Raw genomic sequence first — 25,464 nt, forward strand, 5'->3', positions numbered from 1 at the left:
TAATTCTATGTCAAAACTGAAAACCCTGGCCTTTGCCGCCGCCGCTGCCTTAGGCCTTGCCGGCGCTGCCCAGGCACAGGAAAAGCTGGTGATCGGCGCCACCGCCATTCCCCATGCCGAGATCCTCGAATTCGTGAAACCGATCGTCGCGAAAGAAGGCATCGACCTCGATATCCGCGTCTTCACCGATTACATCCAGCCCAATGCGCAGCTGGTTTCGGGCGAGCTTGACGGCAATTACTACCAGTATCGCCCCTTCCTCAACGAATGGAACCGCGAGCGCGGCGACAATCTGACCGTCATCGTGCCGGTCCATATCGAGCCCTATGTCGCCTATTCGACCAAAATCTCCTCGCTGGATGAGCTGAAAGACGGCGCGAAAGTTGCGATCCCGAATGACCCGGTCAATGGCGGGCGCGGGCTTTTGCTCCTGCAACAGCTGGGACTGATCAAACTGGGCGAATTCAAATCGCTGACCTCGCCCGATGACCCGCTGCCGGGGCTGAAGGACATCTCCGAGAACCCGAAGAACCTCGATATCGTCGAACTGGAATCCGCGCTTTTGCCGCGGGCCCTGAACGAGGTCGATCTGGGCGCGCTGAACGGCAACTACGTCTTCGAGGCCGGTCTCGATATCGACAAGGCGCTGTTCATCGACAATGGCCAGGATGGTCATAACGTCTGGAGCGAATATCTCGTGACCCGCCCCGGTGACACCGAGGATCCGCGCATCAAGATTCTCGCCAAAGCGCTGAACAGCGACGAGACCCGCCAGTTCATCCTTGACCGCTACAAGGGCCAGATCTTCCCCGCCTTCTGACGCCTTCGCACGCAAACCAATCTGAAAAGACGGGGCGCGTGACCTCCTCATGCCTGCGCGCCGTCCGTCTCCTGCCAGGGTTACCTCTGGCAGGAGACAGTTTCTCAATCACCCCGCCGGAGCCTCACATGACCAACCCGCAGAAACCGCTGGACTTCCTGTGGTTCATCCCTTCCTCCGGCGATGGCGCCTATCTGGGCAGCGACCTGCGCGCGCGGCCAGGAGACCCGGATTACTTCCGCCAGATCGCCCGGGCGGCGGATGGCTTAGGCTATTCCGGCGTGCTGATCCCGACCTCGGTCGCCTGCGAGGAAAGCTTCATCCTCGCGGCCGACCTGGCCGCCCATACCGAACGGCTGAAATTCCTTGTCGCCGTGCGCCCGGGCACCGCGTCACCGGCCTATTACGCGCGACTGGCCTCGACGCTCGACCGGCTGTCGCGCGGGCGGCTTTTGCTCAATATCGTGGTTGGCGGCGCGCCGGCAGAGCTGGCGGGGGACGGCATCTTCCTGCCGCATGACGAGCGCTACACCCATGCGCGCGAGTTCTTCGACGTCTTCAACAGCCTGCTCGAAACCGGCGAGGCGCATCTCGACGGCAAGCATATCAAGGCCCATCATGCAAAGCTGGGCCTGCCGCCCTTCCAGGAGCCGCGCCCGCCTTTGTATTTCGGGGGGTCGTCCGAGGCCGCTCATGATTTTGCCGGCGATTATGTCGAGAAATACCTGACCTGGGGCGAGCCCCCGGCCCAGGTGGCCGAGAAAGTCAAAGCGGTACGCGCGGCGGCAGCGGCAAAGGGGCGCGAGGTCAGCTTTGGTATCCGACTGCATTTCATCGTGCGTGAAACCGATGAGGAAGCCTGGGCCGCCGCCGACCGCCTGATCTCGCACCTCTCGGATGAGACCATCGCGAATGCCCAGGCGGTGCAGAAAACCCAGTCGGATTCAGTGGGTCAGGAACGGATGCGCCGCCTGCATGAGGGCCGCCGTGACCGGCTTGAGGTCTCGCCGAACCTCTGGGCGGGGGTGGGCCTCGTGCGCTCTGGCGCAGGCACGGCGCTGGTTGGCTCTCCCGCCACGGTTGCCGCACGGCTGCGCGAATACCAGGAGATCGGCATCGATACCGTGATCGCCTCGGGTTACCCGCATCTGGAAGAGGCCTATACGGTCGCGGAACTTTTGTTCCCCGAACTTGACATCAGACCGGCGACCGCTCCGCTGCGCCCGTCCTTCGGCGCGCCTGCGGTCTTTGGCGGCGGTGGCCATGGCGGCAATGTGAAGGCGACCAAAGCATGACCCTTTCAGCCAGCTATCCGATCAACCCGCCCGCCGCCCATGTGATCCGGGACGATACCGAAGCAATCCGGATCGCGCATGAGGTCGCGGCCTTCCTGCGCCCCGGCGCGGCAGAGCGCGATGCGACCCGCCAGGTGCCGGCAGAGGTGGTCGACCATTTCTCGAATTCCGGCCTCTGGGGCATCCAGGTACCCAAAGCCTATGGCGGGGCCGAGGTGTCTTACGCGACGCTGGCCGAAGTTATCGCGATCATCTCGGCGGCGGATCCGTCGCTGGGGCAGATCCCGCAAAATCATTACTGCCTGCTCGAAGACCTGCGACTGCAAGGGACGGAAGAGCAGAAGCGGCATTATTTCGGCCTCGTGCTGCAAGGTCATCGCTTCGCCAATGCGCTGTCCGAGACCGGCGGCAAAAACGTGGCCGATCTGCAAACCCGCCTCACCCGCGATGGCGAGGGCTATGAGATTTCGGGCCGCAAAGGCTATTGCACCGGCTCGCTTTACGCCCATTACCTCGGCGTGCTGGCGCTGGATGATCAGGATCGCGCGCAACTGGCCTTTGTCGCGCGTGAGACGCCGGGGCTCGTGGTGGTCGATGACTGGGACAGTATCGGCCAGCGCACCACATCCAGCGGCACGGTGCTGCTGGAACGGCTGCGGGTGCAGGATTTCAACCTGATCCCGAGTTACAAATCCTACGAATCCCCGACCCTTGCCGGCCCTTTCGCGCAGATCACCACTGCGGCGATTGATGCGGGCATTGCGCGCGCCGCGCTGGAGGACACAATCGCCTTTGTACGCGAGCAGGCCCGACCCTGGATCGATGCCGCGGTCGAACGCGCTTCGGAAGACCCGCTGACCATCCTCAGGATCGGGGAGCTCGAGATCCGTCAATCTGCTGCCGAGGCATTGCTGGAGCGCGCGGGGCGGGTGCTTGATGGCGCGAAACCGGCGCCGGATGAGGAGAATGTGGCCCTTGCCTCGGTCGCAGTGGCCAAGGCCAAGGTGCTGAGCACCGAGGTTGCGATCGAGGCCACCAACCGGCTGTTCGAGCTGGGCGGCACCAGGTCTTCCTTGCGAAAACACGCCTTTGACCGCCACTGGCGCAATGCGCGCGTCCATACGCTGCATGATCCGGTACGCTGGAAATATCACCTCGTGGGCAACTGGGCGCTGAATGGCGTGAAACCACCGCGCCACGACTGGAACTGAGATCGATGAAAACGGCGCAACGCGAAAGGGGCGCGGGGGAAGGTGATTCTCCCGCGCCCCTGTCCTTTGCGCGCACCCCTCGCGTGAAGTAGGGCGAATTTCCCCCACAGACCCGCCCTCGCCGCCCGCTTATTCTCCGCCCGCCCGAAATAAACACGTCTTATTTTATCGTGTTTATGCGAGACTGTCCTCAGACCCGCCTGTTCCCGGCTGCGAGAGGAAGAACTATGTCCCGCCACGAACCCTTGCTGCATCGGCCAACCCTTGCCGAACGTCTGGCGTCGGTGCCGCCGGGCAGCCCGATCCTGCGCGCCTTGCGCAACCGGCCAGAACTGCTGGCAGGCCTTGAATCCGGGTATCAGGATCTCTTGCGTCACAGCGGCGCCGCGCGAACCGAGGCGCTGGCGATTGCCGCTTTCACCGCGCATCTGCATGGCGAAGAGGCGGTCAGCGGCCATCTTCACGCGCTGCTTCAGGCGGCGGACAGCGAGCTTGCCCTCCTGATCGCGGAAGAGGCGGAGAACGCGGCTCTGCCCGGGCCTTACGGCACCTGGCCCCCCGGCCCGCTTTCGGCCGAGGATCTGGACGGGCCGGCCTGGCGCGCCGATCCGCCGCTGCGGCTGCGCCTTGGGGCGCGCCTGTCGGCGGCGCTGGAACATGCGCATCTGGTGACGCTGCACCCGCGCGACATCACTCCCGCGGCAGATGAGGCGCTGGAACGGGCCGGCTGGCTGCCCGCCGAGACGCTGGATCTGAACCGGCTGATTGCCTGGATCGGCGCGCTGAGCGCGGTGGTCGGTGGCCTCAGGGCTTATGCATATGCACGCCATTTGCAGCGCACAGGCACGACCGCCCAGGACCGTCCCGCCGGGTATGCCTATGGCTGACCCGCTGCTGCCCGAACCGGGGATTCCGGGCCAGGGCCTCGCCCCCTGCGGGGCACCGTCCGCTGAGCCGCCCGCGTCCCGCCTGCCTGACCGTTTTACCAGCCGTCGCCACGAATGGCGCCCCCGCAAACCCGCGCAGACGGCATTCCCGACGCCAATCCAGGTGCCGGAGGTCGAGACCGAGCCGGTTGCCTTTCTGCCTGCCGTGCTGGCCGGGGATGCGGGGCCCGTCCTTACAGCGTCAGCGGAATTTCTCGCCCGCCGCCGTGGCGCCGGGCTTGCCCAGGGGGAGCGCGATCTCGCGGCCACCGCTGTCGCGCGCCGCATCGGCTGTTTCTTCACCGCCGCCGCCCATGCCCGGCGCGCGGCTGCCGGCCTGAGGCGCAAGCGCGAGGTCGAGGTTCTGCTGGAAGAGGGTCTGCCAAGCCCGCTTGGGGGCCGCTCTGGCGGCGTGATCGCGGCAGCCTCGGCGCTGGCGGCGATCCCGGTCAGAGCCAGCCGCCAGGTCTTCTGGACACTGGAGGAGGAAAAGCTTGACGATCAGGAAATCACCGATCTGATCCTGGTGGCAGGCTTTGCGGCCTGGAATGCCCGCCTCGCGCTGGCCACCGGCGAGAGCCGTCGCCTTGATTCCGAACCCCGCCGGAGCGTCTCGCCATGAGTAAACCCTGGCGCCTGATCGCCCCGGCAGATCATACCCTGGCCGATGCGGTGCAGCTTGTGCTGCGGGCGCGGCAGCTGCCTGTCCTGCGCGATGAGTGCGGCCCGCTGCCGGCGCTCTTAGCGCCCGATGCGGATCCGGTACCCTTGCATGATGGCGCTGCGTTGCTCGCCGCGCTGCCGGATATGCCCGGAACTGCCCTGCCAGTGCTCGGGGCCGTGCATTCCGCCCAGGCGCGGCTGGCGGCGATCGACCCTGCGGCCTTTCCGGCCGATCTGGACCTGACCATCTACGCCCTGCGCCAGGAATTGCGCGCACTGGAACCCCTCGCCCCGCAAACGGCGCCGGAAAGCGATGCCGGGCTGATCATGGCGCCGCTTTTGTGGCGGGTCGGGATTTATGATCTCCATTTCGGGCTGTTCCTGCTCTCGGGCCTGCCGGGACTGACGACATTGCGTGCACAGCAGCGGATCAGCCCGCAGATTGCGGGCCTGCTGAACGCGGGCGGGGCACTGCGGATCCTGCAGCGCCCCGGGCGGCTGGCCGGGGCAACAGCCCCGCCGACCGACTGGTCCCGTGCGCTCGGCCCGGAGGGACGGGAGAAATCCCTTCTCCCAAAGGCGCAAAGAAGAAAAGATCCTTCCATTGGCAGCGGGGGTCACATTCGTTAGCCATCCGGCGCAGCGCGCGTAGTGCCAGTGACGGAGAGTTCGATGGACGGAGCCCCGGGGGAAACCATCGGTGATCAGGCGGCGGATGATGCCGCGCTGATCGCCCGCCTGACGGAACGGCTGCGCCTTTTGCGCATCGTCTCGCAGCAGCGGCGGTATCACGGGCGCCCGACGCCGCGCCTGCCCTCGAAACGCGCCATCATCGAACTGCTGAACGACATCGTTGCGACGCTTTACCCGCGCCATTTCGGCCCCCAGGACCTCGCGCCCGAGGCCACGGATACCTTCATCGCGCAGATGCTGGCCTCGATCCGTCTGCGCCTTGCCGATCTTGTCATCACCGAGCTGATGCTGGCCCCCGATGCCGAAGCGGCAGCGGCGCGCGCCCGGGGCGAGGCGCTGTCCCGCGCCTTCCTTGAACGGCTGGTGATCATCCGCGATCTGCATGACACCGATATTCTGGCGGCCTGGCAGGGCGACCCTTCCGCGATGAGCCTTGACGAGGTCGCCTTTTGCTTTCCCGGTGTGGCCGCGATCCTGCATCACCGCATCGCGCATGAGCTGAGCCGCGCCGGCATCCGCATGATCGCCCGCATCATGGCCGAGCATTCGCATTCCGTGACCGGGATCGACATCCATCCCGGCGCAAAAATCGGACCGGCCTTTTTCATCGACCACGGCACCGGTGTGGTGATCGGTGAGACGGCGGTGATCGGGCGCAATGTGCGGCTTTATCAACAGGTGACACTGGGCGCCAAGAGCTTCCAGGACGATGGCACCGGGGCGCTGGTCAAAGGGCAGCCGCGCCATCCGCAGATCGGCGATGATGTGGTGATCTATGCCGGGGCGACGATCCTTGGCCGGATCACGGTCGGCCAGGGCGCGGTAATCGGCGGCGGCGTCTGGCTTTTGGAAGACGTGGCCCCTGGCGCGATGGTCACCCAGGCGCGCCCGATGCTGCGGGTCGCTCCGGGCTGAAGGCGCTCGTCGGGCCCCATTGAACGGTTTTAGTCACAGATTCGCGGGAATTTCCGGCGCTGAGGCCTGCGCAGCTCCAGGCAGCCGCAGATCGCCCCTTCCCCAAACGCTGCGCGCGGAAGAGAAATTTTATCTCTTCCGAAGGCGCAGCAATCGGCCTGTTCCAAGTTTGGTGCCCGTGGGCAAAACGGGGCGAAAACCTGTTCCTGACCGGGATTTCCAGCGCTATCCTGACCCTGTTGCGGGCCCGGCCCGGCGGTTTGCGGACCCCGCAGCCAGGGCCGAAAAGTGGGAGTGTGATGATGAACCTTCGTGCCGATACCAGCTTTTCCGCGGTTCCCGTGGCGCAGGATGGCTTTGCCGGGGTCGTCGCGCCCCGCACCGCCTGGGATCTTGTCTCGCGCGGCGAGGCGGTGATCCTCGATGTGCGCACAGTGGAAGAGCGCGCCTATGTCGGGCGCGTTCCCGGCACGCTGCATGTCGCCTGGGCGACCGGAACCGCGATGAACCGCAACCCGCATTTCGCCCGCCAGGTGGCGGCGCTGGTGCCGGATAAGACATCGCGGCTCCTGCTTATCTGTCGCAGCGGTAAACGATCGGCGCTGGCGGCCGAGGCATTGACCAAAGCCGGCTGGACCCAGGCCTTCAGCGTGGCCGAGGGCTTCGAGGGCGAGCTGGATGCCGCTGGCCAGCGCGGCACCGCCGACGGCTGGCGCTTTCACGGCCTGCCCTGGCACCAGGATTAAAACGCCGCCCGTCCGGCCGCCCCCCCCCGGCTCCCCAGCCACGCCATCCCTGGTTTTACGGAGACAGCAATGCCCATCCCTGCCCGCGACCATGACGGTTTCGCGGAAGATATTTCGGCGACCATCGCCGGCCTCGCCGAAGCCCGCCATGACTGGCGCGTCTCACATCTGCGCCTTGAAGAGGCAGGGCCGCGAGAATTGCCCTCACCCGAGCGTGTCGCGGCGATTGTCACCGACCTGCGGGCGGTTTTGTTCCCGATGCGGCTTGGCCCGGCCGATCTGCGCCAGGAGAACGAGAATGAGTTCATTGCAATCACCCTCGCGCGCGCCGCGCAGGACCTGACCCGCGAAACCGCGCGCGAGCTTGACTGGGCGCGCCGCTATCTTGGCCCCGGCGCAGCGCCTGAGCCCGATGCCGCCCCGGCCATCGTCTCCGAATTCATCCAGAGCCTGGCCGGGATTCGCCGGGTCCTCGACACCGATGTTGTCGCCGCCTTCCGCGCCGATCCGGCTGCACGCGGGGTTGATGAGGTGCTTTTGTGCTATCCGGGTCTGCGCGCCCTGATCAACCATCGGCTCGCGCATCGGCTTTTCACCCTTGGCCTGCCGCTGATCGCGCGGCTGATTGCCGAGATGGCACATGGCGAGACCGGCATCGATATCCATCCCGGCGCCCGTATCGGCGAGAGCTTTTTCATCGACCACGGCACCGGCACCGTGATCGGCGCCACCGCCATCATCGGCGACCGGGTGCAGCTGTTTCAGGGCGTGACGCTGGGCGCCAAAAGCTTCCCGACCGACATACAGGGCAATGTGGTCAAAGGTCTGCCCCGCCATCCGATCATCGAAGACGATGTGGTGATCTATTCCGGCGCCACGGTGCTGGGCCGCGTGACCATCGGTCAGGGATCGGTCCTTGGTGGCAATGTCTGGGTCACCGGCGATGTCCCCCCCAGAAGCATGGTGTCGCAGGCCAGATCGCAATCGCAGGGGCAGCCAGAGAATGGACGTGTCAAAATTGCCTGACCCCCCTCCCGTTTATGGCAAAATATTCTACACAAATTGATTGAATTGGAAGTTTATTCCACCAAAGATATACAAAAGAGAACATAGTTTCACGCCCCTCCTCCCCCACCCCCTCAAGCGGAGCGCCTTATGGCCGATCTCTCCCCGCAATCTGCGCTTGGCGACAACGCCGCCCGGCAGCTTGCAAATGCCACCAAAACTGTTCCGATCCTTTCAACAATCAGCCCGCGCTGGCTTGTCCATCTCTTGCAATGGCTGCCGGTCGAGGCCGGGATCTACCGGCTGAACACGGTGAAAAACCCGCAGGATGTGCATGTCGCCTGCACCGCGCGCGAAGATGAATCTGAACTCCCGCAGACCTTTGTCGATTACGATGAGACCCCGCGCGAGTATTTCCTGAATGGCGTCTCGACCATCGTCGACGTTCACACCCGTATCTCGGATCTCTATTCCAGCCCGTTTGACCAGGTCAAAGAACAGCTGCGCCTGGCGATTGAGACCATCAAGGAGACCCAGGAAGGCCAGCTGATCAACAACCCGGATTACGGGTTGCTGGCCAATGTCCACCCCGATCAGGTCAACTACCCGCTGACCGGCGCGCCGACCCCGGATGATCTCGACCTGCTGATCGCGAAAGTCTGGAAAGAACCCGCGTTTTTCCTGACCCATCCCGATGCCATCGCCGCCTTTGGCCGCGAATGCACCCGCCGCGGGGTGCCGCCGCCGACCGTGTCGCTCTTTGGGTCGCAATTCCTGACCTGGCGCGGCATTCCGATCATCCCCTCCGACAAAGTGCCGGTCGTCGATGGCAAGACTAAGATCCTGCTGATCCGGGTTGGCGACAAGCGCCAGGGCGTGGTCGGCCTTTACCAGCCGGGGCTGGCGGGCGAACAGGCGCCGGGCTTGTCCGTGCGTTTCATGGGGATCAACCGCTCGGCGATCGCGTCTTACCTGATCAGCCTTTATTGCAGCCTCGTCGTGCAATCGCCCGATGCCCTGGCCGTGCTGGATGATGTGGAGATCGGCAAGTTCCATGACTATCCCGACACCTATAAGTAACCCGCTTCCCGCGCCGGATGCGGTGCCGCAGGGTCTGCCCGATGTGGCGGCCCTGACGAGCCTCGCCTCACAATTCTTCGCAGCGCTTCCGGGTTCTGCGGGGGTTGGAGGCGGTGCTGGTCATCTGCCGTCGAACCCGGTCCCCGCCAATCCGCAGCCAGCGGGCTTTTCGCCCGGGCCGCTGGCCAATGGCCTCGCTTTGCCCGGGACCTTTGCGCCCGGGGCAAATGCGGCGCCCGCCAACCCGCAGGACGGCGCGGCGGTGCTGGCCTCAACGCCCTCGCTGGCGCCCAAAGCGGCGGCGACCAATGGCCTGCCCGATCACGCAGCCATCGTGCCGCCCGCGCTGAACGGGCGGTTCGGGGGGCATTCGCTCGGCGTGCCGCAGGTTTCTCCGCGTGCAGCGCCCGCGACGGACAGCGCATCGCCCTTCTACTTCCTCGCCGATACCACGCCCTACGCGCCCCAGTCCAAAGCGCCGGATGTGCTAAGCGAGGATCTGGTTTCCGCCCGCAGCTTCGGCCTCCCCGGCGCGGATGATCTGCGAGCACTGCTGGCAGACAACCGGGCGCCCGCGCGCCCGGCCCCGGCAAGCCAGCCGCAGCGCGGGGCCTTTGACGTCCATGCCGTGCGTCGCGACTTCCCGATCCTGCAGGAACGGGTGAACGGGCGGCAACTCGTCTGGTTTGACAATGCAGCCACCACGCAGAAACCGCGCCAGGTAATCGAACGGGTCTCGTATTTCTACGAGCACGAGAATTCGAACATCCACCGCGCTGCGCATGAACTCGCCGCCCGCGCCACCGATGCCTATGAAAAGGCACGGGAATCCGTGCGGCGCTTCATCAATGCGCCCTCGGTGAATGAGGTGATCTTTACCCGGGGCACCACCGAGGCGATCAACCTGATCGCCAAGTCCTGGGGCGCAAAGAATATCGGCGAGGGCGATGAGATCATCGTCTCGAACCTTGAACATCACGCGAATATCGTGCCCTGGCAGCAGCTCGCCTGGGTGGTCGGCGCGAAGATCAAGGTGATCCCGGTTGATGAGGATGGCCAGGTGATCCTGTCGGAATATCAGCGCCTCCTGGGGCCGAAAGTGAAGCTAGTATCCGTGACCCAGGTCTCGAACGCGCTTGGCACCGTGGTGCCGGTGAAAGAGATCGTCGATCTGGCGCATCGGAACGGCGCAAAGGCGCTGGTCGATGGCGCGCAGTCGATCAGCCATATGCGGGTCGATGTGCAGGATATCGGCGCGGATTTCTTTGTCTTCTCCGGCCATAAGATTTTCGGCCCCACCGGCATCGGCGCGGTCTGGGCCAGGGCCGAGATCCTTGACGATATGCCGCCCTGGCAAGGCGGCGGCAATATGATCGAGGATGTCACTTTTGAGCGCACCCGCTTTCAGCCCGCGCCGAATAAGTTCGAGGCCGGGACCGGAAATATCGCCGATGCGGTCGGCCTTGGTGCCGCGCTGGAATATGTTGAGGGCTGGGGGATCGAAAATATCGGCCGTTATGAGCATGAGCTGCTGGATTACGCGACCCATCTTCTGCGGCCCATCAAAGGCGTGCGGCTGATTGGCACTGCGCGCGACAAGGCCTCGGTGCTCTCCTTCACGCTGGAGGGCTACACCACGCATGAGGTGGGCGTTGCGCTGAATGAGGAAGGTATCGCGGTGCGCACCGGCCATCATTGCGCACAGCCAATCCTGCGCCGCTTCGGGCTGGAGACGACCGTGCGGCCCTCGCTCGCGTTTTACAACACGCGCGATGAGGTCGACCGCTTCATCGCAGTGGTGCAGCGACTGTCGAAAGCGCCGCATTGAAACAGGCCCGCCCCGAAGGCACGGGACGGGCTATCTTTCGCTGAGGATCTGGTCAGTCGTCGCCAGCCGGATCTGATCCTCGCAGCGCGGGTAGATCAGGCGCAGGGCCGCCTCATGCGCTTCGCGGGCGGAACTGCCGACGGCATCGGTGACAATCGTCACGTCAAAGCCCAGATCCATCGCATCCATCACCGCCGCAAGCACGCAGACATCGGTTTCCACCCCGGAAAACACGATATGGCGCACGCCATCGGCGAATAGCCTCTCGGTCACGCCCGCGACCTTGAACGGCGAATAGACCAGCTTGTCGATCAACAGCGCTTTCGCCGCAAAGGGCTGCAATTCCGCCACAAGGTCGAGCAACGAACGGTCAATCCTTTCGCCGGTCAGCATATCCCAGCGTTGATAATAGCGCGCCCAGGTGCCGGTCGCGGCCTCCGCCGTCTCGGGCACGACAAAGCGCGCAAAGGCGTTCTGGCCGCGAAACCCCTCGCACAGCCGCACGACATTCGGCAGCACCTCGCGCAGCATCGGCGTATGCCAGACGGTTTCCTCGTCAAACAGGCGCTGCATGTCGATGACCATATGAAGCATATCGCGCATCTCAGCCCTCTACCAGGATCGTATGCGCGGCGCGCCAGCTGAGCGTGACCTCGGCGCCATTGGGCAGGATCACCCCGTCGCTGTTTTGCGCAAAGACCTTCAGCCGCTGGCCGCCTGGCCCTTCCATCAGATAGGTCAGGTTGGCGCCCGCATAGATCGCGTTCAGCACCTTCGCCTGCACCCGGTTTTCATGGGTCGCATCAAGGCTGATCTTTTCAGGCCTGACCGCCAGTGTCACCTCACGGCCCTCGGGCAGGCCAGGCGCGGTGATGCGGTGCGCCGCGACGGTGATCGCACCGCCCTCGACGCGGCCGGTGAAGAAATTGGCATCGCCAAGGAATTCGGCGGCAAAGCGGGTGGCGGGCCGTTCATAGATTGCCGCCGGCGCGCCCATCTGCACGATGCGCCCACGGTCTAGGATCGCCACCTGATCCGACAGGGTCAGCGCCTCTTCCTGATCATGGGTGACAAAGATCGTCGTGACACCGATCTCGCGTTGCAGGCTCAGAAGCTCGACCTGCATCTCCTGTCTGAGCCGCCGGTCCAGCGCGGAAAGCGGCTCATCCAGCAAAAGCACCTTCGGCCCGGTCACAATCGCCCGGGCCATCGCGACACGCTGCTGCTGACCGCCGGAAAGCTGTTTCGGAAGACGCTCGGCAAAGCCCGGCAGCCGCACCATCTCCAGCGCCTCGTCAACACGGCGCTTTGCCTCGGCGCCTTTGACCCCGCGCCGGCCAAGGCCGAAGGCGACATTGTCCCTCACGCTCATATGCGGGAACAGCGCGTAGCTCTGGAACACCATGCCGATATTGCGGGCCCAGACCGGGATGCGGGTGACGTCTTCGCCACCGATGGTCACCTGGCCCGCCTCGGGTGTGATAAAGCCCGCGATGATCCTCAGAAGCGTTGTCTTCCCCGAACCGGACGGGCCGAGAAGGCTGGTAAAGCTCCCCGATGGGAAATCGACGGTGATATCGGTCAGAACCGGGCTGCCGCCATAGGATTTGGCGATGCCCGTCAGTTTAACGTCGGACATCTTTCGCTCCGAACTTCGAGAAGATGAAATAGATCAGCACCAGCGCCATTGATGCGAGCAACAGCACCGTCGAGATGATGTTGATATCGGGGGTGAAGCCTTTGCGGATCGCGGAATAGATTTTCACCGGCAGCGTCGTATAGCCGGGCGTGGCCAGGAAATAAGAGATCACGAACTGATCGAGCGAGACCGCGAAGGCAAACAGCGCCGCGCCGATGATCGACGGGGTCAAGAGCGGCAAGGTCACCCGGAAAAAGGCGAAGAGCGGCGTGGCGCCGAGGCTCATCGCGGCCTCTTCGAGATCCTGGCGGATGGTTTGCAGGCCCGTCGAGACCACAAGCACCACGTATGGAATGGCCAGCGCGACATGGCCGATCAGCATGGCGTGAAAGCCGCGGCCGATGCCGCTCCAGTAAAACATCACGAGCATGGCGGTGCCGGTGATCAGCCAGGGGATGGCGATGGGCGGAAGCAGCATCACGCGCAGGAAGTTGCGCCCCGGAAACTCGCGCCTGTGCAGAGCCACGGCGGCAGCGGTGCCGATGGGCGTCGCGATCAGTGTCACGATTATGGCCACGATGACCGAGTTCTTACCGGCCTCGAGCAGCTCGGCATTCTGCCACAGCTCATGCCACCAGCGGGTCGAGAATTCAAATGGCAGCTGGTAATAGGGCGAGGCGTTAAAGCCCATGGCGATCATCACGCCGATGGGCAGGTAGAGAAAGAAGATCAACAGGCAGAGATAGACGCGACCAAAGGCTTTCATCCGCTCACAACTCCGCATTGCGGCGCAACACGCCGGAGAAGGTCGCGAAAATTGCCAGCACCACCGCGAGCAGCATGAAGGAAAGCGCGGCCCCTTGTGGCCAGTTGAAGCCCTGCGTGAAACTGTCCTCGATCACGGTGCCCAGTGTCACGCCCTGCGGGCCGCCAAGGATGCGCGGCTCCATGAACGCGCCCACCACGGGGACAAAGATCAGCACCGATCCGGCGATCAGGCCAGGCGCTGCCATCGGGATCAGAATGCGGCCAAGGATCGTCCACCACCGCGCGCCAAGGCTTTCCGCCGCCTCGACAATCGCATCATCAATGGTCGAGATCGCGATATAGCAGGTCAGGACCATATAGGGCAGATAGCCATGCACCAGGCCCAGCACGATTCCCGGGCGGGAATAGAGAAAGCCGACCGATGCGGCTTCGGGCAGGATGAACTGCACCACGGCGTCAAGGAACCCGCCCTCCCGGATCACCATGGTCCAGGAGAAGATCCGCACCAGCCCATTGGTCCAGAACGGCAGTAGGATCAGGATCAGGAAGATCCATTGCGACCGGCCAAGGCCCGACCGCGCCAGCGCCAGCGCCGCCAGAAAGCCGGTGATCGCGCAGATCAGTGTGGTCGCGAAAGCGATCTGGAAGGTCCAGGAGGCCACCTGCCACATATAGGGCTGGGTGAAGAATATTTTATACTGATCAATCGTGTAGCCGATTTCCTTGTTGCCGATGGGTGTGGCGGTCATGAAGGAAAAGAGGAACATCGCGCCCAAGGGCAGGAAGATCGCGATCAGCAGCCACCCATAGGCGGGCAAAAGCAGCGCCGTGGTCGCAACCCAGGGCGGCAGGCGCCTCCCGCCCATGTTCAGGGCGGGGGCTGTGGTGGCGGGGCCTGCGCTCATTTCGCGGCGTAATAGGCTTTCATTTCCTGCCAGAGCGCGTTGAATGTGTCGCGCCGCGCATCCGGCAGGGCAGACATGATCGACATCGTGTCGATATATTCCGCCTTATGGACCTGTTTCATCAGGTCATCCTCGGGCAGCTTCGCCACGGCATCGACATTGGCCGAAGCCGGCGCGCCCACCTCGGTCGCCCAGCGGAAATAGAAATCCGGGTCGATCATGTAATTGATGAACGCATGGGCGGCATCGACATCGGGCGCGGTGGTCGGCACAGCGAGGCCGTCGAGCCAGCCGATCGCGCCCTCTTTCGGCACCACGAAATGCACCGGCAGACCGCCATTGCGGAACGAGCGCACCACGCCGCCCGACCAGGCCACCGACAGATCGAACTCATTGGCGGCAAATGCCTTGTTCCACTGGTCTTCCGAGGTCCAGAGATTGTGCAGGTTCGGGCGCACCGATTGCAGGAAGCCTTTCACCGCCTCCAGGTCTTTCGGGTCATTCATGTCCTGACCGGTCGCCAGCGCGCCAAGGCCCACAGCGGTCACCGCATCATCGAACAGCGCGACCTTGCCCGCCCAGGCCGGGTCTGCCAGCGCGGCATAGCTGTCGGGATCGGTCTTGCCATCCCTGACGCCCAGCCCGTTCATCCCCCAGACCCAGGCGCAGCCGAAGGTCTCACCCTCATATTGCATATTGTCATGGTCTTTGAGCTTTGGCGCGAGGCCCGCCGCATTCGGGATCTTTGCGAAATCGACCGGCTGGATCAGCCCCTGCCCCGCCGCCTGCGCGATCCGGGCCGAGTTGATCAGCACCACATCATAGGCGCCGGGATTGGTCGCCAGTTTGGTGATCATCTCGGCTTCGGAATTGAAATAATCATGCACGACCTCGATGCCGGTCGCCGCCGTAAAGGCCTCAAGCGCCCATTTCTCGTCGGTGCCGTAGCCCTGCCAGTTCAGCACGGTGATCTTCGTCGCCGCCAGCGCGCGGCGCGGCCCCAGCAGCGTCGTTGCCAGAACCGTGCCGCCCATCAGTTGCACCATTGCGCGTCTGCTGAGTTTCATTTCCCGTCTCCCTCCCTGAAGGCCATGCGGGCGCGAACGGCTCCGGGCCTTTGATCTTCCTGCGATCTTGCCCCGCAAGGGACAGCGCAACTCCGTCACTGTCAAGCACCATGCCGGGTGTTGCGAAACCAGATCGAAAGCCGGGCCGGTCTGGCCGCCGACAGGCTCAGCTGCAAGGGGCCATCGCCGGGACCCTGGCGCAGCGGGGCGCCATCCAGCTCTACCGCCAGCACATCCGGCCTCCGGATCTGCGGCAGGCTCAGACTGCCCGCCTCGCAGGCGGGAATTTCACAGCTGAAACAGCCCTCACCAAAGCGGATATGCCTGAGTGGACCCGCGATATCGCTGACCAGCCGCGCCTGGCCCGTCGGGTCTGACAGCGTCAGCACCCCCCCTTCCCGGCTCACCACCACCGGCCCGAGCGGGCTTTCCAGCGGGCCCATGCGGCAATCGGGCCCGTTTTGCAGGCTCCACCCGGTCCAGGGGGAAAAGCCGCAGATCTCCTCGACCGCCATCAGTGGCAGCAGCCCCGCCCAGATGTAAAAGCCATCGGCATCACCCTGGTCGAGCACTTCGCCGGTTTCGGGGTTGTAATTCTCGCCCGCAATCCGCGCCTCGTCCCAGTTTCTTTGGAAAAGCGCGAGGCTTTCCGCCGCAAGACCTGCGGCGCGCGCGGTCTCGCCGGCGCGGTGCAGGCCCAGCCAGACAAGGTAATTCACATTGGGCCAGATCCGCCCGCGCCAATAGACATTGTCCTGATAGGCCGGATCGTCGCGGGTGGCATTGGGCAAGGGCCAGGGGCTGCGGAAGGTCTCAGGATCCTCCATATGCCGCATCAGGGCCGCCTGCTGGCCGGCATCCGCCGCGCCGCATAAAAGCGGGTAAAAGCTGGTCGGCGACAGCGATTTCACAAATGCCCCGCCGCGCTGGCGGTTGGCAAAGATCTGGCGGCTTTCATCCCAGAGCTTTTCGCGGATCAGCCGGCGATGCGTCCCGGCCAGTTCGCGCATTTCCGTCGCGGTGGCGGTATCGCCCAGCTCTGCCGCGATCAGCGAAAGCATCTCGGCATCCAGCGCGACCACGCAATTCAGCCCCAGATCCCAGGTCGAGAGGCTGCGGCTCTCCGCCTGCCAGACGGCCTCATCATGGGTGGCGCTGTTATCCATCCCCGTCTCATTCCGGGCACCGAAATGAGTGCCCTGATACAGCGCCGCGCCCACATCCGACGACCCGCAAGAGATCAGCCCGAACTGATCCGGATCGCGCTCCCGCCGCCACCAGCGATGGTTTCTCAGCAAAATCTCATATTGCGCCGACAGAAGCGAACGCTCGCCCAGGCGCAGGAACAGGGACCAGGCCACCAATGCGCCAAGCGGCGGCTGGCTGCGATCCACCCAGGCGTCGTTCGACGTCACGATACAGGCGATATTCCCCCGCGGCGTAGCGCCGCCATGCGCTACGGCCATGTTCTGCCGCGCAAGATCGGGGTCCAGCACGCCCGCCAGCAGCGCGGCATAGCATTGGTCATTATACCAGACCGCATAGCGCCCGAGATTCCAGATCCGCGTCACTTTGGTATAGGGGCGATGATTTTCGGCGTCCCAGACCGTGTTCCAGCCGGTGATGTCTCGAATGGCCTCCAGCGCACCGGCGGAAGCGCCCTCATGCAGCGATCCGGGCACAGGTGCGGGTGCGGCCAGCGCCGCTTTTGCCCCCGCCACAGCCAGGGCTTCGCTGTCAGCCACCGCCGCCGCCCAGGCGCCGTCTCGCATCATGTCGAGATTGAAACGCAATGCCAGCAAAGGGGCTGCATCAGCCCGGCTCTCCAGGCTGAAATAGCCGTTCTCTTCCAGATCCTCACGCAAAGCGCCCAGATCCTCGTGGCCGGATACGACAATCGCCGGATCGCGGCTGACAATCGCGGCCCAGCGATGGCCCATGCGGATCAGCACCGCCCCCGTCGCCTTGTCGAACCGCGCATCCGCCCCCTCGGCGGATATCGCCAGCGCCACCCAGAACCTCGCGCCCCATTCGCCAGTCTCGCGCGCCTCCCAGGCACCACGGATCACGAAAGGATCAACGGCTCCCGCCTGAAACCCGATCCTTGTGCCGGCGAAATCGGTCTCGAGCCCCGCGAAGCCGCCATCTGTCCGATGCGGTCCCAGCCGCACCACATCCGCCCGTGGCTCGATCAGCGAGGTCTTGCGCGCCCTGGTCGAGTAAAGGACCGGCGTCACCCTGAGCCCGAGCGGCTGGAAGATCATCTCGGCGGGCCGCTCGCCCCAGGTGAACCAGAGCCGCGACAGCGGCAGGGTCGTGGTCATCGACATCGGGGCCTCACGAAACGGGCGTCAGCAACATAGGCGGCGCGGTCAGCCCCGAAGCATCGGGCCAGAGCGCGCCCTGCCAGGGGGTGCCGGCATAGAAGCGGTTCGCGGCGGTATTGGCAATCTCAAGCCTGAGATGATGCATGCCCGCATCCAGCGTGCCGAGGGCAAGCCGGCAGGGCGGGTGCCAGATCCGGCCGACATAGCGCCCGTCAAGAAAGACCTGCGCCGCGCAGGCGAGACCTGGCAGTTCCAGCAGCGGCGCGGCAGGCTTTGCCAGCGTGAAGCGGGTCTCATAGATCCCGATGCCCGAGAAATCCGCATCGCCCTGATCCTGCCAGCCCCGGCAGACGCTGATCTGACGCGCCTCGCCCCGGGTTTGCAGGGTCCAGCCGCTGTCGAGCCTGTCGCGATGCCAGCGCGGCACAGGCTCGGTCAGCGTCCTGGCCTGACCTGCGGGCAAACCAGCCTCGCGCAGCCGCAGACAGCGCAATTCCTGCGGTTCGAGGTAAAGATCGAGCGCGGCGAGTGCCTCCGGCGCATCAACGTGATAATACCCGCCCGCGAGGCTGACCCGCGCCCGGAGCGGCGCAGCACTGTCATTGAACAGAACCAGACGCCATGCGCCCGTCGCATCGCGCCCGGCCAGATGGGAAACCAGATCACGGGACAGACCGGGCTCAGGCGTGACCACCGGCCCTTCGTCGGCGAGGAAGCGGTGCAGCCCGGGCAGATCCGGCGCGCCGCGCCAGACCGGCAGCGGCAGCGCATCAATGCGGGCCTGACTTGCCGGATCGGCAAAGCCCGTGACCGCTGGCAGCACAAGGGCCGCAAGGCGGCTGCCATAAAGCTCCGGCCCATTGGCGCCAGGGGTGATGCGCTGAAGACCCGCCTCATCAAGGATCAGCGGCGGCGGACCAAGCTGCCACAGCGCCTCGGCCCAGGCGCCGAACAGGCGGGCATGATCATGGCGCGGCCCTTCCGTCAGGGCGGTCTCGTAAGGGTAGAAAAGCGCTACCTGGGCCTGCGGCACCGCGCCTGCCAGAAAATCTGCGAGAGCGGTGATCTCGTCATTCAGCGCCCGCATCACCCCCCACCAGGGTTGCAGATTATAGCCCGGCGCAAAATCAAAGCGCATATTGGCCAGTGGCTCACAGCGCCCGTCGCCCGCATCGGCATAAAGCGCATGCAGGATCACCTGGCCCGCGCCCAGGAGATGCAGCCGGATCATCTGCGCGCGCAGGGCAGCGGGTGTAATCTCCCATTGTCCCGCGGCGCGGGTCTCGCTGCGTTCCGCTGTCAGATAAAGCTCGGTCAGACAGCCGCGCCGGCCGGAGGCGCGGGCGATACTGTCCCCAAGCATCGGCGCCAGCTGCGGGCCGAGGTTGTTGACGTCGACCGCCGTGATATCGCGCCATGCGTCCAGCCCGAAGAAATCCGCCGCCAGCGCCACACGCGGATCAATCGAGGAAAACCCGCCATTCAGCGCGAAAGAGGCGACATGCGGCAAGATCTCATGCCCGGTCAGCGCGAGGCCGTTGCGGTCACAAAACGCCCGGACCGGCGCGAAAAACGCCTCCCCGATCAGCCTTGTATAGAGACGCCAGATATGGCTGCGCGTGGCAGAGGTCCCGGGCCCGGTGTCAAAGAGCAGCGCGGCCAGTTGCGGACCGATGGCCCCCCGCGCCGCGATGCCGGCTGCGAGGTCTTCAGACCACAGGAAGCTGTTCAGCAGGTTCCCCTCTGCCTCGTTCCAGCGGTACAGAACCGGGGCGGGCTGGTCGAAAAACAGCTGATCCACCACGCCGGGGATCAGCCCCGTCAGCGCGGTCGCAAAGGGCGCCAGCCCGCGCTCGACAAAGCGCTGACCGGCTTCGGGCAGCAGGTAATTGATCACCCGCGAGCTGGCGATGCGGGTCGCAGCAAAGAGGATCCAGCGCGCGCCCTCTGGGAGGTCGTCGATCCGCGCCGTGGCGCCGGTCTCGCTCGTAGCGGTGAGCCGTGCCACCCCCTCCTCGATACGGCCATCGGGGTAGAGAACCACTGCCGCGACCAGATCCCAATCGGTGCAGACCGGATGGCCGCCCTCATGGATCCAGTCGCGCACCGCCGGGCCGAGGCTGGCGCCAAGCGTCGCGGTGATCCCGGAAATATGCGCCTCGGCGCGGGTGCTGACGGCCCAGAAAAGATGGCGCTCGCGAAGGTGATCCGCGCCCCCGACCACACGGCCCCCCGCCTGACCACTGGTCCAGGCATAGTCATCATAAAGCCCCGCCTTCAGCCCGAGCCTGCCCATGATGTCCACCGCCTCGCGATAAGCCGCGAGAAACCCGTCCGAGAGGTAAAGCGACAAGGGCATCGAAGGCCGCGCCTGGATATAGATGCGACTGAACCCGGCATCACGGAACTCTGTCAGCTGGGACAGCATGGCATCCCGTCCTGGCAGGCCAGACCAGAACCAATAGGCGGCGGGGCGGCCCGGTTCAGGCGTCTCGGTCATCTCTGGCTGGTTCTGCACTGCCTGTCTCCTCCCGCCGCCAGGCGGGATGCGGAGTATCTTCCTTCATCCGCCAGGCATAGGCGCGCAATATGCTGTAATAACTGGGGAAGACATAGCCGCCATTCAGCCGCTGCCACTCATCCCGTGCGGCGTTATAGGCTCCGGGCAGCCGATACCACGGCACGCGCGGCAGTTTGTGATGCACAAAATGCAGGTTATTAAACAAAAACAGCGGCGCGAGGAGCGAGCGTTCGACAATTATTGTCCGCCCGTTCGGGTCTTCGGCCCATTGATGTTCGCAATAGCTGCGGATCGCGATCAGCCCGAGCCCGATCCATCCCGGCCCCAGCATGTAGAGCCAGACCGGAATGCCCATCCCGAACTGGATAAACGGCAGAACCACCGCCAGCCCCGCCAGATGATGCGCCCAGGCGTTGCGGGTCCTGGCGTCGCCCGCCAGCATCCGGCGCGCCTCTGCCAGGGTGAAACCGATCACCGCAACCCATGGGCCAATCACCACCCGCCCGAGCAGCGTATTGTTGACCCGCAGCACCAGCCGCAACACTCCGGGCATCCGCGCCCAGGTGAAAAGCGCGATATAGTAGCTTTCGGGATCATCATAGGGGTCGGTCAGGCGCTCGTCATTATGGTGCTGAAGATGGGTCAGCTTATAGCTGCGATAGGCGTAGAAAATGCCGATCGGCAGCCAGACCAGGGCTTCATTCAACCCTGCGTTCCTGGTCGGATGGCCGTGCAGCACCTCATGCGCCAGCGAGGATTGCAGCGCCACCGCAACGCCCATCACGATCAGCGCAAGCCAGGGCAGGACCGGCCAGAGCCAGAGCCCCACTGCGAGCCAGCCGCCGTAACACAGCACGACCAGCCCCCAGGTCGGTGCCTCGAACCGCGGCGGCACCAGCATTTCCCGCGGCAGCACCGGAAGACGCTGCGGCACATTGGCCTCGCTCATAGCAGCACCGTGTCAGACACGCCTGAGCGCCCAGATCGCCAGCAAAGGCGCCTCGCCGGACCGCATCGCGTGCCGGACCGAGGGCTGATTGTAAAAGGTGCCGCCGGTTCCGGGGGTGAACCAGCCAGAGGTTTCACGCCAGAAATCGCCCTCGGACAGCGCCAGATAGACCTCTTCCGGCGCATGGTTGTGATCGGGGTAGCGCACATGCGGCGCCAGCAGCGAAAGGCCCAGCCAGACATCGCGTCGCTCTTCATGCCCGCCCGGGCCGAGCAGCGTGATTTCGGCATAGCTCCCGGATGCAAGGCCATTGCGCTCTTCGCCCGTCCATTCGAGATGCGGCTCGGCCGCCTCCAGCGCCGCGCAAAGCGGGGCGAGCTGCGGGGTTTGCGCGGCATGGACAAGTGCAGCCCCGAGATGCGTGCAGGCGGGTTGCCTTCCGGGGCTGCGCGGGGCCTGTGGATCGACCCGCTTCACGCCGTCGCGGATACCCGCGAGCGCCGCTTTTGCCTCGGGGGTCGCAGCCAGCTCTGCCATCAGTGCCAGCGTCACCTCGATGAAATTCTGAACCTCGGGGGGGCGGTTGTACAATGTCACAGTCGCGCCTTTCATCGGCTGGCCGCAGCGCAGAGTGCAGCTGCTCTGTCACACGAAATGATAGGAGGGCAAAAGGCCTGCGGCAATGGTTCTGTGAGGCTGACGCGCATAGCTTGTCACAAAGCGATAAACAGACTAAGTTTAACAGACTAAGTCAGATCGGGGCACTGTGATGAAAACCGTCAATATGCATGAAGCCAAGACACATCTCTCGCGCCTCGTCGAAGAGGCGGTGCAGGGGGAGCCTTTTATCATCGCCCGCGCCGGCAAGCCGCTGGTCAAGGTGGTGATGATCGAGACGGATGTGCCACGCCGCACCGGCTTTCTCGCCGGGCAGATCGACGTGCCCGAAGATTTCGATCACCGCGATGCGGATCTGATCCGTGGCCTCTTTGAGGATGACACTGGGTCTCAGCTGTGAATCTGCTGCTCGATACCCATTACCTGTTATGGGTGGCGGCGCGCCCGGATCTGATCCCGGCCCGGGCGCTGGCACTGATCGAGGATCCGGCGAACCGGCTCTGGTTCAGCGTCGCCAGCCTGTGGGAGGTGGCGATCAAGCGCGGCCTCGATCGCCCGGATTTCCGCAACGATCCGGGGGTACTCAGGGCCGGCCTGCTGTCAGCGGGCTATGAGGAACTGACCGTCGAAGGGCGTCATATCCTCGCGCTTGCGACCCTGCCGCCATTGCATCGTGACCCGTTCGACCGGCTGCTGGTCGCCCAGGCAGCGGCAGAGGGGATGCGCCTTTTGTCTCAGGATCGCTATGTGCTCGCCTATGGCGGGCCGGTGCTGGAAATTTAAGCGGCGTCAGATCGCAAGGGCGGTCTCGGCATGGGCCAGCAGATCTTCTGCGGCCTCACCGGGCGCATAATGCACCCGCTGGCTGCGGTCGCGGCGCAGGATCGTCACCAGCCGCGTCTCAATCTCCATCGCCACCAGCTCGCGCAGGACAAGCGCATGTTCGACCCCGAAAATCCGCGCGAAACTGCGGCTGTCGGAACAGATCCCCATATGTGCCGTGACCAGCAACATCGCCGCCATCATTGACGGCCCCCGTTCAGCAACCGCCTCGCTGAGCGCGATGAAGCGCTCTTCCCGGGGATCGGAACCGGTGCTCATTGCGGGTGCAGCGTGACGAGGATCGACTTGGAAACCGGCGTGAAACTGCCCTCGCCCCAGGCGTCATGCGGCACCAGAAGGTTCAGTTCGGGGTAATAGCCGGCGATGCAGCCCTGTGGGATGTCATAGGGCACGAGGCGGAACCCACTGGCCCTCCGGATCGCACCATCCGCTGCCTCGCTGATCAGATCGACCAGATCACCCGCGCCATGGTCCAGCCGGGCAAGGTCTTCGCGATTGATAAAGATCACCCGCCGTTCGCCATAAACCCCGCGATACCGGTCATCCATACCGTAAATGGTGGTGTTGTACTGGTCATGCGAGCGGAATGTCTGAAGGACAAGCCGCCCCGGCCCCGCCTGCTGCCATTCGGTCTGATCGGGCAGCCGGTCGGGGAAGAAATTCGCGCGCCCGGTGGCGGTGTTGAACTCGCGCTCCGATGCCGGGTTCCTCAGCCAGAAGCCGCGCTTTTGCCGCACCGCAGTGTTGTAATCGCCAAAGGCAGGCAACACGCGGGCGATCAGGTCGCGGATCCGGTCATTGTCATCGGCAAGGCCCGCCCAGTCGACATGTTCCGACCCCACCGTCGCCGCTGCGATCCCTGCGACAATCGCCACTTCGGATTTCAGCTCTTTCGAGGCAGGCATATTGATCCCGCCCGAGCCATGCACCATGCTCATCGAATCCTCGACAGTGACGATCTGACGGATGCCTTTGGAATTCTTGTCAATTTCTGTGCGCCCAAGGCAGGGAAGGATGTAAGACACCCGCCCCGGAAGCAGATGCGAATGGTTCAGCTTGGTCGCAACATGCACCGTCAGATCGAGGCTTTGCAGGATCTTTGCCACCAGATCACTGTCAGGCGTTGCGCGCGCGAAATTGCCGCCAAGCCCGATGAAGGCCTTCGCCCGGCCCGAGATCATGGCGCCAATGGCCTCGACCACGTTATGCCCGCGCGCGCGGGGCATCTTCACACCGATCTCGCGCTCCAGCGCATCGATCAGCGCTTTCGGGGCTTTCTCATTGATCCCGACGGTGCGGTCGCCCTGAACGTTGGAATGGCCGCGCACCGGGCAAAGCCCCGTGCCGGGCCGCCCGATATTGCCGCGCAGGAACATCAGACTGGCAATCTCGCGGATCGTCGCGACCGAATGACGGTGCTGCGTGACCCCCATGGCCCAGGTGCAGATCACCTTATCTGCGGCCAGATAGACCCCGGCCGCGCGGGTGATTTCCTCCAGCGTGAGGCCGGACTGTTCGAGAATCTGATCCCAGCAGGTGCCATCGACCTCGGCCTTCCAGGCCTCGAACCCGTGGGAATGTTCTGCGATAAAGGCGTGGTCGATCACCGAAGGGCGCCCTTCGGACAGGGCCTCAGCTTCCGCCGCGAAAACCAGTTTCGCCATTCCCCTGACCGCCGCCATATCTCCGCCAAGGCGCGGCTGGTAATAGTCGGTCGAGGTCGGCTCTGACCCGCCAAAGATCATTTCCAGCTTGTTCTGCGGATCGGCAAAGCGCTGAAGGCCCTTTTCTTTCAGCGGGTTGAAGACCACCACTTTCGCACCCCGCGCGGTCGCCTTCCGCAGATCGGCGAGCATACGCGGATGATTGGTGCCGGGGTTTTGCCCGATCACGAAAATCGCATCCGCCGCTTCGAAATCCTCCAGCAGCACAGTACCCTTGCCGATCCCGATCGCTTCGGTCAGCGCAACCCCCGAGGCCTCATGGCACATATTCGAACAATCGGGGAAGTTGTTGGTGCCGTAAAGCCGCACGAAAAGCTGGTACAGAAACGCCGCCTCATTCGAGGCCCGCCCCGAGGTGTAGAATTCCGCCCGGTCGGGATCATCCAGCGCCTTCAGCGCGGCGCCGATGGCGGTGAAGGCCTCGTCCCAGCTGGTCTGGCGGTAGCGGTCGCTGGCCGCCTCATAGACCATCGGATGGGTGAGCCTGCCCTGATGCTCCAGATCGAAATCCGACCAGGTGCGCAGCTCAGACACGCTATGGGCGGCAAAGAAATCAGGCGTGACACGCTTTTGGGTCGCCTCCCAGGCCACCGCCTTGACGCCGTTTTCGCAAAATTCAAACGAAGAGCCATGTTCCGGGTCGCCCCAGGCGCAGCCCGGGCAGTCAAATCCGTCGGGCTGGTTCGCCCTGAGCATGGTCCGGGCACCGGCAAGGGGATTGCCGGTCGCAAGCAGCCGCTTGCCACAGCTTTTCAGCGCACCCCAGCCGCCCGCCGCCGCCGAAGACTTGCCGATAAACTCGTTCTTGCCCATGACGGCCCCTTTTCGCGCGCAAAGCCCCCTCCCCCATCGCGGGATAGGGAAAATAAGGCCGGATTTATGGCTGACTGCTGCCGGAGGCCGCTTGTCCACAGCGGTCAA

At 64.4% G+C, this 25,464-nt stretch carries 24 protein-coding genes; 13 read left to right on the plus strand and 11 right to left on the minus strand.

Going from position 1 to position 25,464, the window contains the following annotated elements:
• The first annotated feature begins 7 nt into the window (after positions 1–7).
• From QNO18_RS18075 to QNO18_RS18125, 11 genes are all read left to right on the plus strand, one after another.
• The gene (locus tag QNO18_RS18075) at positions 8–820 is read left to right on the plus strand and encodes a MetQ/NlpA family ABC transporter substrate-binding protein (RefSeq protein ID WP_283178946.1); all 813 of its coding nucleotides are present in this window, start codon (positions 8–10) and stop codon (positions 818–820) included.
• Positions 821–948: 128 nt separating this feature from the next.
• A complete protein-coding gene (gene ssuD, locus QNO18_RS18080; protein ID WP_283178947.1) occupies positions 949–2,115 on the plus strand; it encodes an FMNH2-dependent alkanesulfonate monooxygenase in 1,167 nt (388 codons plus the stop codon).
• Positions 2,112–3,326, plus strand: a complete 1,215-nt coding sequence (locus QNO18_RS18085; protein WP_283178948.1) for an SfnB family sulfur acquisition oxidoreductase — start codon at positions 2,112–2,114, stop codon at positions 3,324–3,326. The genes ssuD and QNO18_RS18085 overlap by 4 nt, the downstream gene beginning before the upstream one ends.
• A 227-nt stretch (positions 3,327–3,553) precedes the next feature.
• Complete coding sequence (locus QNO18_RS18090; RefSeq protein ID WP_283178949.1) at positions 3,554–4,213, plus strand: CMD domain protein; 660 nt, start codon at positions 3,554–3,556, stop codon at positions 4,211–4,213.
• The gene (locus QNO18_RS18095) at positions 4,206–4,874 is read left to right on the plus strand and encodes a hypothetical protein (RefSeq protein WP_283178950.1); all 669 of its coding nucleotides are present in this window, start codon (positions 4,206–4,208) and stop codon (positions 4,872–4,874) included. The genes QNO18_RS18090 and QNO18_RS18095 overlap by 8 nt, the downstream gene beginning before the upstream one ends.
• A complete protein-coding gene (locus QNO18_RS18100) occupies positions 4,871–5,545 on the plus strand; it encodes a hypothetical protein (protein ID WP_283178951.1) in 675 nt (224 codons plus the stop codon). The genes QNO18_RS18095 and QNO18_RS18100 overlap by 4 nt, the downstream gene beginning before the upstream one ends.
• A gap of 42 nt (positions 5,546–5,587) precedes the next feature.
• Entirely contained in the window at positions 5,588–6,523 is a 936-nt protein-coding gene (locus QNO18_RS18105) for a serine acetyltransferase (RefSeq protein ID WP_283178952.1), read from the plus strand.
• 302 nt (positions 6,524–6,825) lie between these two features.
• The gene (locus QNO18_RS18110; protein ID WP_283178953.1) at positions 6,826–7,269 is read left to right on the plus strand and encodes a rhodanese-like domain-containing protein; all 444 of its coding nucleotides are present in this window, start codon (positions 6,826–6,828) and stop codon (positions 7,267–7,269) included.
• Positions 7,270–7,338: 69 nt separating this feature from the next.
• Entirely contained in the window at positions 7,339–8,295 is a 957-nt protein-coding gene (gene epsC, locus QNO18_RS18115) for a serine O-acetyltransferase EpsC (RefSeq protein WP_283178954.1), read from the plus strand.
• A 129-nt stretch (positions 8,296–8,424) separates the two neighbouring features.
• Positions 8,425–9,354: a family 2A encapsulin nanocompartment shell protein gene (locus tag QNO18_RS18120; protein ID WP_249498595.1), complete on the plus strand. Its 930-nt coding sequence runs from the start codon at positions 8,425–8,427 to the stop codon at positions 9,352–9,354.
• A complete protein-coding gene (locus QNO18_RS18125) occupies positions 9,329–11,182 on the plus strand; it encodes a family 2A encapsulin nanocompartment cargo protein cysteine desulfurase (protein WP_283178955.1) in 1,854 nt (617 codons plus the stop codon). Before QNO18_RS18120 ends, QNO18_RS18125 begins: the two co-directional genes overlap by 26 nt.
• Before the next feature lie 30 nt (positions 11,183–11,212).
• Here QNO18_RS18125 and QNO18_RS18130 read toward each other — a convergent pair whose 3' ends face one another.
• The 9 genes from QNO18_RS18130 to QNO18_RS18170 form a co-directional block, all read right to left on the minus strand.
• Positions 11,213–11,785: an isochorismatase family cysteine hydrolase gene (locus tag QNO18_RS18130; protein ID WP_283178956.1), complete on the minus strand. Its 573-nt coding sequence runs from the start codon at positions 11,783–11,785 to the stop codon at positions 11,213–11,215.
• Position 11,786: 1 nt separating this feature from the next.
• Entirely contained in the window at positions 11,787–12,821 is a 1,035-nt protein-coding gene (locus QNO18_RS18135; protein ID WP_283178957.1) for an ABC transporter ATP-binding protein, read from the minus strand.
• Positions 12,808–13,587 (minus strand): ABC transporter permease, encoded by a 780-nt coding sequence (locus tag QNO18_RS18140; protein ID WP_283178958.1) that lies wholly within the window; start codon positions 13,585–13,587, stop codon positions 12,808–12,810. The genes QNO18_RS18135 and QNO18_RS18140 overlap by 14 nt, the downstream gene beginning before the upstream one ends.
• 4 nt (positions 13,588–13,591) lie before the next feature.
• On the minus strand, positions 13,592–14,494 hold the full coding sequence (locus QNO18_RS18145) for an ABC transporter permease (protein ID WP_283178959.1): 903 nt from the start codon (positions 14,492–14,494) through the stop codon (positions 13,592–13,594).
• Positions 14,491–15,561, minus strand: coding sequence for an extracellular solute-binding protein (locus QNO18_RS18150; RefSeq protein WP_283178960.1), 1,071 nt, complete (start codon positions 15,559–15,561; stop codon positions 14,491–14,493). The genes QNO18_RS18145 and QNO18_RS18150 overlap by 4 nt, the downstream gene beginning before the upstream one ends.
• Before the next feature lie 101 nt (positions 15,562–15,662).
• Positions 15,663–17,891, minus strand: coding sequence for a trehalase family glycosidase (locus QNO18_RS18155; protein ID WP_283178961.1), 2,229 nt, complete (start codon positions 17,889–17,891; stop codon positions 15,663–15,665).
• Between the two features lie 7 nt (positions 17,892–17,898).
• Complete coding sequence (locus QNO18_RS18160) at positions 17,899–20,406, minus strand: hypothetical protein (RefSeq protein WP_283178962.1); 2,508 nt, start codon at positions 20,404–20,406, stop codon at positions 17,899–17,901.
• The gene (locus QNO18_RS18165; protein ID WP_283178963.1) at positions 20,372–21,358 is read right to left on the minus strand and encodes a fatty acid desaturase; all 987 of its coding nucleotides are present in this window, start codon (positions 21,356–21,358) and stop codon (positions 20,372–20,374) included. The genes QNO18_RS18160 and QNO18_RS18165 overlap by 35 nt, the downstream gene beginning before the upstream one ends.
• Before the next feature lie 12 nt (positions 21,359–21,370).
• Positions 21,371–21,970, minus strand: a complete 600-nt coding sequence (locus tag QNO18_RS18170; protein WP_283178964.1) for a dimethylsulfonioproprionate lyase family protein — start codon at positions 21,968–21,970, stop codon at positions 21,371–21,373.
• Between the two features lie 157 nt (positions 21,971–22,127).
• On the opposite strand from QNO18_RS18170, the gene QNO18_RS18175 reads away from it, so the two are divergent.
• Both QNO18_RS18175 and QNO18_RS18180 read left to right on the plus strand, forming a co-directional pair.
• Positions 22,128–22,376: a type II toxin-antitoxin system prevent-host-death family antitoxin gene (locus QNO18_RS18175; RefSeq protein ID WP_283178965.1), complete on the plus strand. Its 249-nt coding sequence runs from the start codon at positions 22,128–22,130 to the stop codon at positions 22,374–22,376.
• The gene (locus QNO18_RS18180; protein ID WP_283178966.1) at positions 22,373–22,759 is read left to right on the plus strand and encodes a type II toxin-antitoxin system VapC family toxin; all 387 of its coding nucleotides are present in this window, start codon (positions 22,373–22,375) and stop codon (positions 22,757–22,759) included. The genes QNO18_RS18175 and QNO18_RS18180 overlap by 4 nt, the downstream gene beginning before the upstream one ends.
• A 6-nt stretch (positions 22,760–22,765) precedes the next feature.
• Here QNO18_RS18180 and QNO18_RS18185 read toward each other — a convergent pair whose 3' ends face one another.
• Complete coding sequence (locus QNO18_RS18185) at positions 22,766–23,077, minus strand: hypothetical protein (RefSeq protein ID WP_283178967.1); 312 nt, start codon at positions 23,075–23,077, stop codon at positions 22,766–22,768.
• Entirely contained in the window at positions 23,074–25,356 is a 2,283-nt protein-coding gene (locus tag QNO18_RS18190) for an FdhF/YdeP family oxidoreductase (protein WP_283178968.1), read from the minus strand. Before QNO18_RS18190 ends, QNO18_RS18185 begins: the two co-directional genes overlap by 4 nt.
• Positions 25,357–25,464: the final 108 nt, after the last annotated feature.

Origin of the sequence: Gemmobacter sp. 24YEA27, assembly GCF_030052995.1 — a bacterium.
Lineage (GTDB): Bacteria > Pseudomonadota > Alphaproteobacteria > Rhodobacterales > Rhodobacteraceae > Pseudogemmobacter.